Origin of the sequence: Bradyrhizobium betae, from assembly GCF_050632175.1 — a bacterium.
Classification (GTDB): Bacteria; Pseudomonadota; Alphaproteobacteria; order Rhizobiales; family Xanthobacteraceae; genus Bradyrhizobium; species Bradyrhizobium betae_B.
Window position 1 is genome coordinate 2,518,029 of the sequence record NZ_CP192576.1, and the last position, 15,391, is coordinate 2,533,419.

Sequence of the window (15,391 nt, forward strand, 5' to 3'; positions counted from 1 at the left end):
TTACTCCATAAAGGCGAGCGGTCGCGCGATTTGTTCGAGCGATTTTCGTTCCGCCGCGACGGCATACCGCCACGCCACGATCGCGGCCGCGATCATCAAAAATGCCCCCAGCAGATAGCCGGCGAACACGCTGGTGCGTGATCCCGTGTCGATCAATACGCCAAACAGCGCGGGCCCCGCGACGCCGCCGATACCGGTGCCCACCGCATAGAACACCGCGATCGCCAGCGCACGAACTTCCAGAGGGAAGGTCTCGCTGACGGTGAGATAGGCCGCGCTCGCGGCGGGCGAGGCAAAGAAGAAGATCACCATCCATGCGATGGTCTGTCCCTGCGCGCTGAGCGCGCCAATCGAGAACAGATAGCCCGACAGCGCCAGCAGCAGGCCCGACACACCATAGGTGAGCATGATCATGAAGCGGCGACCGAGCGTATCGAACAGGCGGCCGAGCAGCAGCGGGCCGAGGAAGTTTCCGGCCGCAAAGGGGAGCAGATACCAGCCGACATGATCGGCGCTGATGCCGTAGAAGTCGGTCAGTACCAGCGCGAAAGTAAAGAAGATCGCGTTGTAGAAGAACGCCTGCGCGCTCATCAGCACGAGGCCGACCAGCGCACGCTTGCGATAGACGGAGAACAGCGTGTGCGCGACCTCCCTGATCGGCGTATGGTCGCGCATCTTCAGGCGGATTTTGGCGAAGCGTTCGTCACTTGCATCCTGATCGTGCCCAATCACCGAGCGTTCGATCTCGTCGACGATCCCGTGCGCCTGATCGGGATGGCCGTGGATCATCAGCCAGCGCGGACTTTCCGGAATCCACATCCGCATCAGCAGCACGACGAGGCCGATGCTCGCGCCGATGAGATAGGCCAACCGCCAACCGAGATCGGGACCGATCACGCCGGGATCGAGCAGCACGATGGCCGCCACCGCGCCCATCGCCGCGCCGATCCAGAAGCTGCCGTTGATGACCAGATCGGTCCAGCCGCGATAGCGCGCCGGCACCAGTTCCTGGATGGTCGAGTTGATCGCGGTGTATTCTCCGCCGATGCCGGCGCCGGTGAGGAAGCGGAACAGCGCGTAGCTCGCGACGTTCCACGACAATGCCGTCGCGGCCGTTGCCGACAGATAGAGCGCCAGCGTGATGAAGAACAACTTCTTGCGGCCGATACGGTCGGTGAGCCAGCCGAAGCCGAGCGCACCAAGCACGGCGCCGGCGAGATAGGCGGAGTTGGCGAGACCGAGATCGAGGTTGGAGAAGTGCAGCGTGGAACTCTGCTTCAGCGCGCCCGAGAGCGCACCGGCCAGCGTCACCTCGAGCCCGTCGAGAATCCAGGTTATGCCAAGCGCCAGCACGACGCGGGTATGAAAGCCGCTCCACGGCAGCGCATCGAGCCGCGCAGGGATGCTGGTCTCGATGATACGATCGGCCACAGCCGCCATCGAGACGTCAGATCCGTAGTTCAGCGCCGGGCTTTGCTGCAATTCTATCACGTTATGAGTTTGACCAAATGAAAACGGCCCCGCGTCACATGACGTGGACGGGGTTGTTCCGATCACGGGGTGCGGCATTCCGCCTGCCACCTGCGACAACGTCTGCGACAAGGGCAGGTTCCCCCAGGAACGGCACGGGAGGCCGCCTGTTTTCCATCGAGCCGCAAGGAGTTGACGCATGGCTCACGTCAGAAAGACGACACATTCGAAAAAGCGCGGTGGACACAAGACAGCGCGCCGTACGACAAGCATAGGTCGCAGCACGACGCCCCCAAGAGCACGAAGCGTGATGCGCCAAAGCGCTGGTCGCAGCGCGTGACAAAGGAGAGCGACGCGCTCGACCTCAAGCAAGGTGTGTTCAAGCTGACCAGCGCGAGGAAGATCGCCGTCTCGCTCAAGCACTCGGCCGAGCGCAGCTCACGCCGCAAGACCGGCGCCTACCGCTCGGCGCTGTCAATGCTGACCTTTTACATCAACCGCGCGGGCAAGACGCTGCCAAAGGCGCAGCGCACGCGGCTGGAACGGGCGAAGACGGAGCTGAAACGGGCCTTCGGTAGGGAATGAGTCTTGGCCTGAGCTCACGCCGCCCGAATCGTGCCCATGAAGCGGTCGAGCTCGGCACGCAAGCGCGTGCTCTCGCTGGAGAGGGTTTTGGCCGAGTTCAGGACCTCCTCCGAGGCCGAGCCGGTCTCGGCGGCACCGCGGTTGACCTGGCCGATGTCGGTGGCCGCGGTCTGGGTACCCTGCGCAACGGTCTGGACACTCCGCGCGATCTCCTGCGTCGCCGCGCCCTGCTGCTCGACAGCGCTGGCGATCGAGGTCGAGATCGACGAGATCTGGCCGATGGTCGCGCCGATCTCCTTGATCGCGGCCACCGATTCGGCGGTGGCGCCCTGCATGCCGGTGATGTGCGAGGAGATCTCGTCGGTCGCCTTCGCAGTCTGGCTCGCCAGTGACTTCACTTCGCTTGCGACCACAGCGAAGCCGCGACCGGCTTCGCCTGCGCGCGCCGCCTCGATAGTGGCGTTGAGCGCCAGAAGATTGGTCTGCTCGGCAATCGCGGTGATGAGCTTGACGACTTCGCCGATCTGCTGGGCGGCGTGCGACAGCTTGCCGATGCGGCCATCGGTCTCCTTGGCCTGCACCACGGCGGCTTCGGCAATGCGGCTGGAGTCGCGAACCTGGCGGCCGATCTCCTCGACCGAGGCCGAGAGCTCTTCGGTCGCGGTCGCGACCGACTGCATGTTGCTGGACGCCTGTTCGGACACGTCGGCGACCTGGCTCGACAGGCTCTGCGTGGTCTCGGCGGTACGGGTCAGTGTCGAGGCCGCCGATTCGAGCTGCACGGCCGACGCCGAGACGTTGGAGACGATGGCACCGACGGCGCTCTCGAAATCATCGGCGAAGCGGATCAGCTCGGAGCGGCGCGCGGCGCTGGCCTCCTTGTTCTGCGCTTCGCTGGCGGCAGCGTCCCGCTCGGCCTTGGCGACGGCCTGAACCTTGAACTCCTCGACCGCGCCGGCCATCTCGCCGATCTCGTCCTTGCGCCCCAAACCCGGCAGCACGACGTCGAAATTACCCGAGGCCAGCTCGCGCATCGCCTTGCACATCGCGATCATCGGACGCGAAATGCCGTTGCCGAGCATCAGAGCGAGCACAGCCCCGATGGCAAGACCGCCGAGCGCCATCATCAGCATCAGATGTTCGGTATCGCTGATGGTGGCATTGGTGCTCGCTTCGATGCGCTGCTGATCGGCGGTGAGATCCGACCGCAGCTCGATCGAGAGCTTGAGGATAGATGACGCCGTCTTGGTCATTTCGCCATTCAACTTGACGATGACCTTGACGTTCTCGGTCAGCTTCGAGAAGGAGCTGCGGTACTGCTTCAGCAGATTGCCGATCTCGGTGACACGGTCGGTGATCTTCTGGTCGTTGGCATAGATCGAGACCAGCAGGGTCTCCAGAAACTTGATGCGGGCGATTACACCGTCGGCGGTCTTCGGCTCCGGCTTGGCGACGAAGGCGCTCACCGAAGTGGAGACCGCGAGGTATTGCGAGGTAATGTCCTTGGCCGTGGTCTGAACCGAGTCCAGGCCGGCGAGTGCCGCGGTATCGGCGAGATCGTCGAACTTGAAGCGGATCTTGTTGCCGACGCTATTGAGCTCGTCGGCCGCGATCTTGTTGTTGTCGCGCGTCAGCGTGATGATCTCGCTGAATACCTTCGTGAACCGCTGGAATTCGGCATCCAGCTTGCCGACCTGTTCGCGGCGCGCCGCACCGGTGGTCGCGGTGGTCGACTTGGCGATGGCGCCCCTCAGATTCTCTTCCGCCGCCTTGGCCGCGATCTCGTCATCCGCCGAGCCGGTCAGCGTGTAGGCCCGGGTCAGCCCCTGGTAAGCGATCAGATCGCGATCGACCGTCCGCGCGAGGTCAGCTTCGGCCACGCTGGTGCGGTAGGAGGCCACGGCGCCGGCGATTCGCTCGAAGCCGAAATAGGCGAAAGCCATGCTGACGGCGAGGATGGCCAGTACCGCCACGAAACCGAGGATGATTTTTGCGCGAAAACGCAAGGTGAGCAGCTTCCATTTGTTCGGCTTCGACTTGGCGGACATTCCCCACCCCATTCCATTCGCGGAAAACCAGGCGCAGCCTGGGAGCAGCCTGCTCCCCGACTCGTACGCACGGTAAGGGTCAAAGGATAAGCGGCGGTAAATTTAGCCGCCGCAACTTGCGGTTAGGTGACGCGGGGAGACCCTCTTCGCTGTCGTCCCGGACGAGCGGAGGGTAGATCCGGGACGACCGCGGAGCGGGAAGCAGCAGCAACGACTTCAGGCGCAGCGCATTACGCCGCCCGAATCGTGCCCATGAAGCGGTCGAGCTCGGCACGCAAGCGCGTGCTCTCGCTGGAGAGGGTCTTGGCCGAGTTCAGGACCTCCTCCGAGGCCGAGCCGGTCTCGGCGGCGCCGCGGTTGACCTGGCCGATGTCGGTGGCCGCGGTCTGGGTACCCTGCGCAACGGTCTGGACACTCCGCGCGATCTCCTGCGTCGCCGCGCCCTGCTGCTCGACAGCGCTGGCGATCGAGGTCGAGATCGACGAGATCTGGCCGATGGTCGCGCCGATCTCCTTGATCGCGGCGACCGATTCGGCGGTGGCGCCCTGCATACCGGTGATGTGCGAGGAGATCTCGTCGGTCGCCTTCGCAGTCTGGCTCGCCAGCGACTTCACTTCGCTTGCGACCACAGCGAAGCCGCGACCGGCTTCGCCTGCGCGCGCCGCCTCGATGGTGGCGTTGAGCGCCAGAAGATTGGTCTGCTCGGCAATCGCGGTGATGAGCTTGACGACTTCGCCGATCTGCTGGGCGGCGTGCGACAGCTTGCCGATGCGGCCATCGGTCTCCTTGGCCTGCACCACGGCGGCTTCGGCAATGCGGCTGGAGTCGCGAACCTGGCGGCCGATCTCCTCGACCGAGGCCGAGAGCTCTTCGGTCGCGGTCGCGACCGACTGCATGTTGCTGGACGCCTGTTCGGACACGTCGGCGACCTGGCTCGACAGGCTCTGCGTGGTCTCGGCGGTACGGGTCAGTGTCGAGGCCGCCGATTCGAGCTGCACGGCGGAGGCCGAGACGTTGGAAACGATGGCACCGACGGCGCTCTCGAAATCATCGGCGAAGCGGATCAGCTCGGAGCGGCGCGCGGCGCTGGCCTCCTTGTTCTGCGCTTCGCTGGCGGCAGCGTCCCGCTCGGCCTTGGCGACGGCCTGAACCTTGAACTCCTCGACTGCGCCGGCCATCTCGCCGATCTCGTCTTTGCGCCCCAATCCCGGCAGCACGACGTCGAAATTACCCGAGGCCAGCTCGCGCATCGCCTTGCACATCGCGATCATCGGACGCGAGATGCCAGTGCCGAGCAGGAAGGCGAGGATCACGCCGAGCAGCGTACCGCCAAAGGCCAGCATCAGCACCAGTTGCTCGGTCTTCCCGATGGTCGCTTCCGATTCGGAATCCAGCCGCTGTTGCTCGGCGACGAGGTCCGCCTTCATGGCGGTGGCGCCCTGGAGGATCGCACCAGCCGAACCGGTCATCTCGGTGACGAGCCCATCGACCAGCTTGGCGTTTGCGATCAGCTTCTCCAGCGATTCGCGATAGGCGGCGAGCAGCGCCTTGGCGTCCTTCAGCCCGGCGACGATCTTGTCGTCCATGGAATAGACCGCGCCGAGCGAGTTCTCGACGAATTTAAGCCGCGCCATCGCGCTGGTCGCGATCGCCTGGTCGGACGTCAGCACGAAATTGGTCGCCGCGGCGCTCGCGGTCTGGAACTGGGCGTTGACCTGCTTGGTGCCGAACTCGATCGCCTGGGCCTCGGAATCGGAGGCATTGTTGCCGATGTCGTCGAGCTTGTATTTCAAGAGGTTGGCATTGCGCATGAGCTGGTTCTGGACCAGCAGCGTGCTGTCGCGCTTGGCCTGGAGGACTTTTGCGAACGTCGAGGAGAAGTTGGAGAACTCCTTGGCGAGCTTGTCGAGGCCATCCTGACGCGCCGGCTGCTTGGCGCTCTTGACGGCCTCGTCGATGGCGTTCTTCAGGTTGGCCTGAGCGTCCTGCGCCGCCTTGGCGTCGTCCTCCTTGCCGGTGACGACGAAATATTTCACGGCCGAGCGGTAGGCCAGCAGTTCGCGGTCGATGTTACGGGCGAGGTCAGCCTCCGAAACGCTGCTGCGGTAGGACCCGACCCCGGCCGAAACCCGCTCGAAGCCGAAATAGGCGAAAGCCATGCTGCCGGCAGAGATCACGAGCACTACGGCAAAGCCCAGAATGATCTTGGCGCGGAACCGGAGAGTCGGAAATATTGTACGTTTCGACGGCGACGCGATACGCCCGGACATTCCCAACCCCCATTTATTCTATTCAGCCGTGGCCAGGGGGCGCCCGCCTCCAAGCCCGGATGCGCAAAACTAGGGCACAATGGATAAAGGGCAGTAAACTCGGCAGGCCCGTGCAATCCAGGGGTTCATCGGCCAAAGGCCTACCGGCTGGTCCGATCGCTGGCATCCCACCACCGGTGGTCGTTCCGACGGGCAATCCCACCGGCATGTCATGGCGCCCTCGGCGGTATCAATGACTTTTCAATGACCGCGGCGACCAAAATCCTAGTTGCAAAGTTCCGGGTCGCTGTCTCTAATTAGAAGCAATCAAAATCAATCCCGGGAGGACTCCACCGTGTCTACAGTCAAGCTGACAGTGAACGGCAAGGCCGTTGCTGTCGATGTCGAGGATCGCACGCTGCTGGTCCACCTGCTGCGCGATCACCTCAACCTCACCGGGACCCATGTCGGCTGCGACACCAGCCAGTGCGGCGCCTGCGTCGTTCACATGGACGGCAAGGCGGTGAAATCCTGCACCATGCTGGCGGGCCAGGCCGACGGCGCCAACGTCACCACCATCGAAGGCATCGCCAAGGGCGACGAGCTGCACCCGATGCAGGCCGCCTTCCGCGACAATCACGGCCTGCAGTGCGGCTATTGCACCCCGGGCATGATCATGTCGGCGATCGACATCGTGCACCGCCATGGTGGCCAGCTCGACGAGACCACCGTCCGCCAGGAGCTCGAAGGCAATATCTGCCGCTGCACCGGCTACCACAACATCGTCAAGGCCGTGCTGGACGCGGCCGGACGCATGAAGGTCTCGCAGGCGGCCGAGTAAAGCGGCTCGCCTCGAAAAAGAACAACCGCTGCCGCTTTCGAGGGAAAGCGCGGTCAAGACAATTCCGGTCGGGAGGACCAGACAATGGGTGTTGAAGGCATCGGCGCGCGAGTCGTGCGCAAGGAAGACAAGCGTTTCATTACCGGCAAGGGCCGCTACGTCGACGACATCAAGCTGCAGGGCATGACCCATGCCCATTTCATCCGCAGCCCGCACGCCCACGCCAAGGTGAAGAAGATCGATTCGTCCGCCGCGCTGAAGATGCCGGGCGTGGTCGCGGTGCTCACGGGCCAGCAGATCGTCGACGACAAGGTCGGCAACCTCATCTGCGGCTGGGCCATCACCTCCAAGGACGGCAGCCCGATGAAGATGGGCGCATGGCCGGCGATGGCGCCGGAGACGGTGCGTTTCGTCGGTCAGGCCGTCGCGGTCGTGATCGCCGATAGCAAGAATTTGGCGCGCGATGCGGCCGAAGCGGTCGTCGTCGAGTATGAAGAGCTCCCTGCGGTCGCCGACGTTCACGCCGCGATCAAGGCCGGCGCGCCGCAGCTTCACCCTGAGGCGCCCGGCAACCAGGTCTATGACTGGGTGATCGGCGACGAAGGCGCGACGGATGCCGCCTTTGCCAAGGCCGCCAATGTCGTGAAACTCGACGTCACCAACAATCGCCTGGCGCCGAACGCGATGGAGCCGCGCGCGGCGATCGCCGATTACGACGAGGCGGAAGAGCACTTCACGCTCTACACGACCTCGCAGAACCCGCACGTTGCCCGCCTCGTGCTCTCGGCGTTCTACAACATCGCCCCCGAGCACAAGCTGCGCGTGATCGCCCCCGACGTCGGCGGCGGCTTCGGCTCGAAAATCTTCATCTATCCCGAGGAGATGGTGGCGCTGTGGGCGTCGAAGAAGGTCGGCCGGCCCGTCAAATGGACCGGCGACCGCACCGAAGCCTTCCTCACTGACGCGCATGGCCGCGACCATGTGACCCATGCCGAGATGGCGTTCGACGCCCAGAACAAGATTCTGGGCCTGAAGGTGAAGACCTACGCCAATTTCGGCGCCTACATGTCGCTGTTCTCGTCGTCGGTTCCGACCTACCTGTACGCGACTCTGCTGTCGGGCCAGTACAACATCCCGGCAATCCATGCCGAGGTGGTCGGCGTCTACACCAACACGACGCCGGTCGACGCCTATCGCGGTGCGGGCCGCCCCGAGGCGAGCTATCTGATCGAACGCCTGATGGAGACGGCGGCGCGGCAGTTGAAGGTCGATCCGACCGCGCTGCGCCGGCAGAACTTCATCACTGAGTTTCCGCACCAGACGCCCGTGATCATGGCCTATGACGTCGGCGACTTTAATGCCTCGCTCGACGCCGCGATGAAGGCGATCGACTATGCCGGCTTTGCTGCCCGCAAAGCCAAGGCGAAAGCCGACGGCAAGCTGCGCGGCATCGGCGTGTCCTGCTATATCGAGGCCTGCGGCATCGCGCCGTCGAAGGCCGTCGGCAGCCTGGGCGCCGGCGTCGGCCTGTGGGAATCGGCCGAAGTGCGCGTCAACCCGGTCGGCACCATCGAGATCCTCACGGGCTCGCACAGCCACGGCCAGGGCCACGAGACCACCTTCTGCCAACTGGTCTCGGAACGCCTCGGCATTCCCATCAGCCAGGTCTCGATCGTCCATGGCGACACCGACAAAGTGCAGTTCGGCATGGGCACCTATGGCTCGCGCTCGGCGGCCGTCGGTCTCACCGCGATCCTGAAGGCGATGGAGAAGATGGAATCCAAGGCCAAGAAGATTGCGGCACACGCGCTGGAAGCCTCCGAAGCCGACATCGTCATCGAGAATGGCGAGTTCAAGGTGACGGGAACCGACAAGGCGATCGCACTGCCGATGGTCGCGCTCGCGGCCTACACCGCGCACAATCTGCCTGACGGGATGGAGCCGGGCCTGAAGGAAAGCGCTTTCTACGACCCGACCAACTTCACCTTCCCGGCCGGTACGTATATCTGCGAGCTCGAGGTCGATCCCGGCACCGGCAAGACCTCCTTCGTCAATTTCGTCGCGGCCGATGATTTCGGCCGGCTGATCAACCCGATGATCGTGGAAGGTCAGGTTCATGGCGGCCTCGTGCAAGGCATCGGGCAGGCGCTGCTGGAACATGCGATCTACGACGCCAACGGCCAGCCGGTCACGGCCTCGTTCATGGACTACGCCATGCCCCGCGCCGACGATGTGCCGTCCTTCAATCTCTCCCACACCACGACGCTCTGCCCGGGCAATCCGCTCGGCATCAAGGGTTGCGGTGAGGCCGGCGCGATCGGCGCCTCTGCGGCCGTGATCAATGCGATCACGGATGCGATCGGCACGAACAATCTGGAAATGCCCGCAACCCCTGACAGGGTGTGGCGCACGATCCACGCGGCTTGAGAGGAGCAGGAAGATGTACCAGACCACTTATCATCGCGCGTCCTCCGTCGACGAAGCGGCCAGCCTGTTCGCCAAGGGCAGCGAAGCAAAGTTCCTCGCAGGCGGCCAGACGCTGCTGCCGGTGATGAAGCAGCGCCTCGCCAGCCCCTCCGACGTGATCGACCTCGGCAAGATCAAGGAGCTGCAGGGTGTCGAGCTCTCGGGCGACGTGCTGACCATCAAGGCCGGCACGACCTATTTCGACATCATGCAGAATGCCGACGTGAAGAAGGCGATCCCCGCGATCGCCCATCTCACCTCGGTGCTCGGCGACCCCGCGGTGCGCTATCGCGGCACCATCGGCGGCTCGATCGCCAACAACGATCCCGCCGCGGATTATCCCGCCGCCCTGCTCGCGCTCGGCGCCACCGTGAAGACCAACAAGCGGTCGATCTCGGCAGAGGATTTCTTCAAGGGCCTGTTCACCACGGCCCTCGAAGACGGAGAAATCATCACCGCCGTGTCGTTCCCGGTTCCGGAGAAGGCCGGCTACGAGAAGATGCGGCATCCGGCCTCGCGCTTCGCGCTCACCGGCGTCTTCGTCGCAAAGACCAAGTCAGGCGAGGTTCGTGTTGCCGCCACCGGCGCCTCGCAGAGCGGCGTGATGCGGGTGCCCGCGATCGAAGCGGCGCTGAAGGCGAACTGGTCGCCGTCGGCGATCGATGGCGTCAGCATTTCGGCGAGCAACCTGCTGGCCGATATCCACGGCACGGCGGAATACCGCGCCAACCTCATCAAGGTGATGGCGCAGCGCGCCGTGACCGCCGCCGGCTGACGTTTCGGCTTAGCGTCTCAACACAAATCTTCCGCGGCGCGCAGCGATGCGCGCCGCTTTTATTATGCGCCCATGCATGAAAAGCGCTTGCCTCGCTGGCGTGAAGGCGGGAAAAGTTAATCAGCCAATTAACTCGCCCCACAGAGGAACGTCAGAGGTATTTGCCAGAGCATCTGGCATACGCCCGCGGCCCGAGGAAACAACAACGTGCTCGATAAACCAGCCCAGACCGCTTCCATCCGCACCTCCGGCCCGCTTTCGGGGTTCCGTGTCGTCGAATTCGCCGGCATCGGACCCGGCCCGTTCGCCTGCATGATGCTGGCCGACATGGGCGCCGACGTCGTCACGCTCGACCGCGTCGGCGCGAAGAAGAGCATGAAGTCGGTGGCGGGCCGCGGCCGCAAGGTGATCGAGCTCGACCTCAAGGACAAGGCGGCGATCGCGCAGGTGCTCGACCTGCTTGCGAATGCCGACGCGCTGGTCGAGGGCTTTCGCCCCGGCGTGATGGAGCGGCTTGGGCTCGGCCCTGACGTCGTGCTCGCGCGCAACCCAAAACTCGTCTACGGCCGCATGACCGGCTGGGGCCAGGAGGGCCCGCTCGCCAACGCTGCAGGCCATGACATCAACTACATCTCGATCACCGGCGCGCTCGCCGCGATCGGCACCAAGGAGGCCCCGGTGCCGCCGCTCAATCTGGTCGGCGATTTCGGCGGCGGCGCGCTCTACCTCGTCGTCGGCGTGCTCGCGGCGCTGCTCGAAGCGCAGAAGTCCGGCAAGGGCCAGGTCGTCGACGCCGCGATGTGCGACGGCGCGGCGTCGCTGATGTCGTTCTTCTTCGACATGAAAACGCTGGGACGCTGGACCGAAGGCCGCAACCGGAACTTTCTGGACGGCGGCGCTCACTTCTACGGCGTCTACGAATGTGCCTGCGGCCATTTCGTTTCGATCGGCTCGATCGAGCCGCAATTCTACGCGCTGCTGCGCGAGCATGCGGGTCTCACCGATGCCGATTTCGACGCGCAGATGGACCCCAAGGCCTGGCCCGCGCTGAAGGAGAAGTTGAAGGCCGTCTTCAAGAGCAAGACGCGCGAGGACTGGTGCAAGATCATGGAAGGCTCGGACATCTGCTTCGCACCGGTGCTGACCATGTCTGAGGCGACCGAGCATCCGCACATGGTCGCCCGCAACGTCTTCGTCGAGCGCCACGGCGTGAAGCAACCCGCGCCGGCCCCAAGGTTCTCGCGAACCCCGTCGTCGGTGCGCGAGTCGGAGGGAGCGGAGATCGGCGCTTTGACGAACGCGTGGAAGCGATAGATCGAGTTGCGGCAAGGATTGCGTAGGGTGGGCAAAGGCGCAAAGCGCCGTGCCCACCGTTTTTCAAAGCTATGAAGGACGTGGTGGGCACGCTTCGCTTTGCCCACTCTACGGCAGTGCGACCTAAGCTGCCGTATCCACCTTCAGCACCCCGCGCCGAATCTGGTCCTCCTCGATCGATTCGAACAAGGCCTTGAAGTTGCCTTCGCCAAAGCCGTCGTCGCCCTTGCGCTGGATGAACTCGAAGAAGATCGGGCCGATCGCGTTCGCCGAGAAGATCTGCAGCAGCACCTTGGTCTGGCCGCCGTCGACCACGCCTTCGCCGTCGATCAGGATGCCGTTCTTCTGCAGGCGGGTGAGATCCTCGCCATGCTTGGGGAGGCGCGCGTCGATCCGCTCGAAATAGGTCTCTGGCGGCGAGGGCATGAACGGCAAGCCGGCTGCACGCAGGCCTTCGATCGTGCCGTAGATGTCGCGGCACCCGCAGGCGATGTGCTGGATGCCTTCGCCGCGATAGATATTCAGATATTCCTCGATCTGGCCGGAATCGCCTGCGTCCTCGTTGATCGGAATCCGGATCTTGCCGTCCGGGCTCGTCAGCGCGCGCGAGAACAGCCCGGAGGCGCGGCCCTCGATGTCGAAGAAGCGGATCTGACGGAAATTGAAAAGCTTTTGGTAGAAGCCCGTCCACACGTCCATGCGGCCGCGATGGACGTTGTGGGTGAGGTGATCGAGATAGAACAGCCCAGCACCGACCGGCTGCGGATCGCGCGCACCGAGCCATTCGAACTCGGAATCGTAGGCCGAACCTTTGGCGCCATAGCGATCGACGAAATAGAGCAGACTGCCGCCGATGCCCTTGATCCCCGGCACATCGAGCGTCTTCTGCGCCGATGAAATATCGGCAGGCTCGGCGCCGAGCGAGATCGCGCGGTCATACGCCGCCTTCGCATCCACCACGCGGAACGCCATCGACGGTGCGCAGGGGCCGTGGGCGGCGACGAAATCGTAGCCGTGAGTGCCAGGCTCCTCGTTGACGAGATAGTTGATGTCGCCCTGGCGATAGACCGTGATCCGCTTGCTCTTGTGGCGCGCGACGGGCGCATAGCCCATCAGCTTGAACAGCGCATGCAGCTCCTCTGGATTGGGATGGGCGTATTCGACGAACTCGAACCCGTCGGTGCCCATCGGATTGTCGGCGGTGATCGTGGCCGGCGGTGCATCGTGCGGAAACGGACCCATGGTGCTCTCCCAATTGCTGCAGCCATGAACTATCCTTCATTGGGCGCGCAAGGAGCGTGCAAATGGGGCGCTTTTGGGCTATCCTATGCACGATCTGTGCATTGAATGGACAAATGACGCATGATTTCGGTAGACGCCTTCGATCTCAAGATCTTGACCGCGCTCCAGGATGACGGCCGGCTCACCAACCAGGAGCTCGCCGACATCGCAGGGCTCTCAGCCTCGCAGTGCTCACGGCGGCGGATGCGGCTGGAGGAGGAGAAGGTGATCTCAGGGTACCACGCCGACCTCTCCAGCGAAGCGCTCGGCTTCGGTGTGATCGCCTTCATCCAGGTGGGGCTCGCGACCCACTCGCCGGACAATTCCAAGCGGTTTCGCGCGCTGGTCAACCGCATCGACGAGATCCAGGAGGCCTATTCCCTGACGGGCGACGCCGATTACGTGCTCAAGGCGGTGCTGCGCGACCTCAAGGGGCTCTCCAACCTCGTCAACGATGTGCTGATGCCGCACCAGAGCGTGGCGCATGTGCGCTCGTCGATCGTGCTCGACCGGCTGAAGGAGAGCTCGCGGCTGCCGTTGAAGGATCTAAAGGCTGGCTGAAATCGAGGGAACTACGGCCTTCGCGCTCCACACGTCGTCTGCGATGATCAGGACATCTTGCGGAGATTCAACCATGGCCCTCCAGCTTCGACCGAACTGCGAATATTGCGACCGCGATCTGCCGCCCGAGGCAACGGAGGCGCGGATCTGCTCCTACGAATGCACGTTCTGCGCGGACTGCGTGGAGACAAAACTCTCCAACGTCTGCCCGAACTGCGGTGGCGGCTTTGCGCCGCGCCCGATCCGGCCAATGCAGGAATGGCGGCCGGGCGTATGCACGACGAAACAGGTGCCGTCGGACAAGCGCGTGCATTTGAAATACAGCGTGGAGGATGTCGCGGCGCATTGCGCGCGGATACGCGATGTACCACCCGAGAGGCGGTAGACTCTCTCCACGCAGTCATTGCGAGCGCAGCGAGGGCCTACCCCGCCGGCAAAATAGTCCCCTCGACCTCGCCGAACCCGATGCGATAGCCGTTGCCCTGGCACCCGCCACGCATGACGAGGCTGTCGCCGTCCTCCAAAAACGTACGCTTGACCCCGCCGGGAAGCTCGACCGGCTCGGTGCCGTTCCAGCTGATCTCCAGCAGGCTGCCGCGCTGATTTTTCTCCGGGCCGGAGATCGTGCCGCTGCCGAGGAGATCGCCGACGTTCATGGCACAGCCGCTGGAGGCGTGGTGCATCAATTGCTGCACCGAGGACCAGTACATGTATTTGAAGTTGGTGCGGCTGATGCTGGTGGGCGCATTCGCGCCGCCAGGGCGCAATGACACATCGAGCTCGACATCATAGTTCTGGGAGCTCGCCTGCTTGAGATAGTCGAGCGGCACCGGCTCCTGCTCCGGCCCCTTAAGGCGGAACGGCTCCAGCGCCTCGCGCGTCACCACCCAGGGGCTGATCGAGGTCGCGAACGCCTTGGCGAGGAACGGACCGAGCGGCACATATTCCCATTGCTGGATGTCGCGCGCGCTCCAGTCGTTGAGCAGCACGAAGCCGAAGATCATCTCCTCGGCTTGTTGCTCCGTGAGCATGCCGCCCATCGGCGAGGGCTGGCCGATCACGACGCCCATCTCCAGCTCGAAATCGAGCCGTTTGCACGGAGCGAAGCTCGGCACCTCCACGTTCGGCGGCTTCAACTGACCGCGCGGCCGCTTCACTTTCGTGCCTGACACCACGACGGTGGAGGCGCGGCCGTTATAGGCGATCGGCATATGCAGCCAGTTCGGCTGAAGCGCATTGTCCTTGCCGCGGAACATCACGCCGACATTGGTGGCGTGTTCCTTCGACGAGTAGAAATCGGTGTAGCCGGAGACGTTGAACGGCAGATGCAGCTTCGCCTCGCGCATCGGCACCAACGCCGAATTGCGCAGCTCTTCATTATCGCGCAGCTCCGGATGGTCGTGACGCAATAGCTCGCTGATCCGTGTCCGCGTCTTCGCCCAAACCTTCGGGCCCAATGCCATGAACGGATTGAGCGAGGGCCCCGAGAACACCCCTAGCGGACCGACATCGAGCCGCGAGTCCTGCTCCAGCGCCCAGAGATCGAGCACGTGATCGCCGATCGCCACGCCGACGCGCGGCGTCGGATTTGCCGCCGTCGAGAACACGCCATAAGGCAGGTTCTGGATCGGGAAGTCGGAGGCGGCATCGACGTCGATGAAGGAGCGGAGGCTGGGATCGTTGGGGTGAGGCACGTGAATTCTCCGAGAATAAGACCGTCATGGCCGGACTTGTCCCGGCCATCCACGATCTTTCTTTGCCTGAACACGTGGATGCCCGGGACAAGCCCGGGCATGACGGA

Annotated in this window: 11 protein-coding genes and 1 pseudogene; 7 read left to right on the forward strand and 5 right to left on the reverse strand. The window is 63.9% G+C overall.

Translation table 11 applies throughout. The features are described from left to right. Nucleotides 1-1,488: an MFS transporter gene (locus ACQ86E_RS12240; RefSeq protein ID WP_431206457.1), complete on the reverse strand. Its 1,488-nt coding sequence runs from the start codon at nucleotides 1,486-1,488 to the stop codon at nucleotides 1-3. A gap of 181 nt (nucleotides 1,489-1,669) precedes the next feature. Here ACQ86E_RS12240 and ACQ86E_RS12245 point away from each other — a divergent pair. Continuing rightward, nucleotides 1,670-2,055, forward strand: a pseudogene (locus tag ACQ86E_RS12245) (DUF3175 domain-containing protein). A 14-nt stretch (nucleotides 2,056-2,069) separates the two neighbouring features. Here ACQ86E_RS12245 and ACQ86E_RS12250 read toward each other — a convergent pair. Continuing rightward, nucleotides 2,070-4,103: a methyl-accepting chemotaxis protein gene (locus ACQ86E_RS12250; protein WP_431205597.1), complete on the reverse strand. Its 2,034-nt coding sequence runs from the start codon at nucleotides 4,101-4,103 to the stop codon at nucleotides 2,070-2,072. A gap of 230 nt (nucleotides 4,104-4,333) precedes the next feature. Beyond that, a complete protein-coding gene (locus ACQ86E_RS12255) occupies nucleotides 4,334-6,373 on the reverse strand; it encodes a methyl-accepting chemotaxis protein (protein ID WP_431205598.1) in 2,040 nt (679 codons plus the stop codon). Nucleotides 6,374-6,707: 334 nt separating this feature from the next. On the opposite strand from ACQ86E_RS12255, the gene ACQ86E_RS12260 reads away from it, so the two are divergent. The 4 genes from ACQ86E_RS12260 (at nucleotide 6,708) to ACQ86E_RS12275 (ending at nucleotide 11,748) form a co-directional block, all read left to right on the forward strand. Beyond that, on the forward strand, nucleotides 6,708-7,193 hold the full coding sequence (locus ACQ86E_RS12260; RefSeq protein ID WP_431205599.1) for a (2Fe-2S)-binding protein: 486 nt from the start codon (nucleotides 6,708-6,710) through the stop codon (nucleotides 7,191-7,193). A gap of 84 nt (nucleotides 7,194-7,277) precedes the next feature. Next, a complete protein-coding gene (locus tag ACQ86E_RS12265; RefSeq protein ID WP_431205600.1) occupies nucleotides 7,278-9,620 on the forward strand; it encodes a xanthine dehydrogenase family protein molybdopterin-binding subunit in 2,343 nt (780 codons plus the stop codon). A 13-nt stretch (nucleotides 9,621-9,633) separates the two neighbouring features. Continuing rightward, nucleotides 9,634-10,434 (forward strand): FAD binding domain-containing protein, encoded by an 801-nt coding sequence (locus ACQ86E_RS12270; protein WP_431205601.1) that lies wholly within the window; start codon nucleotides 9,634-9,636, stop codon nucleotides 10,432-10,434. A 207-nt stretch (nucleotides 10,435-10,641) separates the two neighbouring features. Then, on the forward strand, nucleotides 10,642-11,748 hold the full coding sequence (locus ACQ86E_RS12275) for a CaiB/BaiF CoA transferase family protein (RefSeq protein ID WP_431205602.1): 1,107 nt from the start codon (nucleotides 10,642-10,644) through the stop codon (nucleotides 11,746-11,748). Nucleotides 11,749-11,871: 123 nt separating this feature from the next. Here ACQ86E_RS12275 and hppD read toward each other — a convergent pair whose 3' ends face one another. After that, nucleotides 11,872-12,990 (reverse strand): 4-hydroxyphenylpyruvate dioxygenase, encoded by a 1,119-nt coding sequence (gene hppD, locus ACQ86E_RS12280; RefSeq protein ID WP_431205603.1) that lies wholly within the window; start codon nucleotides 12,988-12,990, stop codon nucleotides 11,872-11,874. Between the two features lie 120 nt (nucleotides 12,991-13,110). Here hppD and ACQ86E_RS12285 point away from each other — a divergent pair, with 120 nt between their 5' ends. Together ACQ86E_RS12285 and ACQ86E_RS12290 are read left to right on the forward strand one after the other, a co-directional pair. Beyond that, on the forward strand, nucleotides 13,111-13,590 hold the full coding sequence (locus tag ACQ86E_RS12285; protein ID WP_162006083.1) for an Lrp/AsnC family transcriptional regulator: 480 nt from the start codon (nucleotides 13,111-13,113) through the stop codon (nucleotides 13,588-13,590). 73 nt (nucleotides 13,591-13,663) lie between these two features. After that, nucleotides 13,664-13,975 carry a DUF1272 domain-containing protein gene (locus ACQ86E_RS12290; protein WP_431205604.1) on the forward strand — a complete coding sequence of 104 codons (312 nt, stop codon included), beginning with the start codon at nucleotides 13,664-13,666 and terminating at the stop codon, nucleotides 13,973-13,975. A gap of 37 nt (nucleotides 13,976-14,012) precedes the next feature. Here the strand turns inward: ACQ86E_RS12290 and fahA are convergent, their stop codons facing one another. After that, nucleotides 14,013-15,284 (reverse strand): fumarylacetoacetase, encoded by a 1,272-nt coding sequence (gene fahA, locus ACQ86E_RS12295; RefSeq protein WP_431205605.1) that lies wholly within the window; start codon nucleotides 15,282-15,284, stop codon nucleotides 14,013-14,015. Nucleotides 15,285-15,391 lie beyond the last annotated feature (107 nt).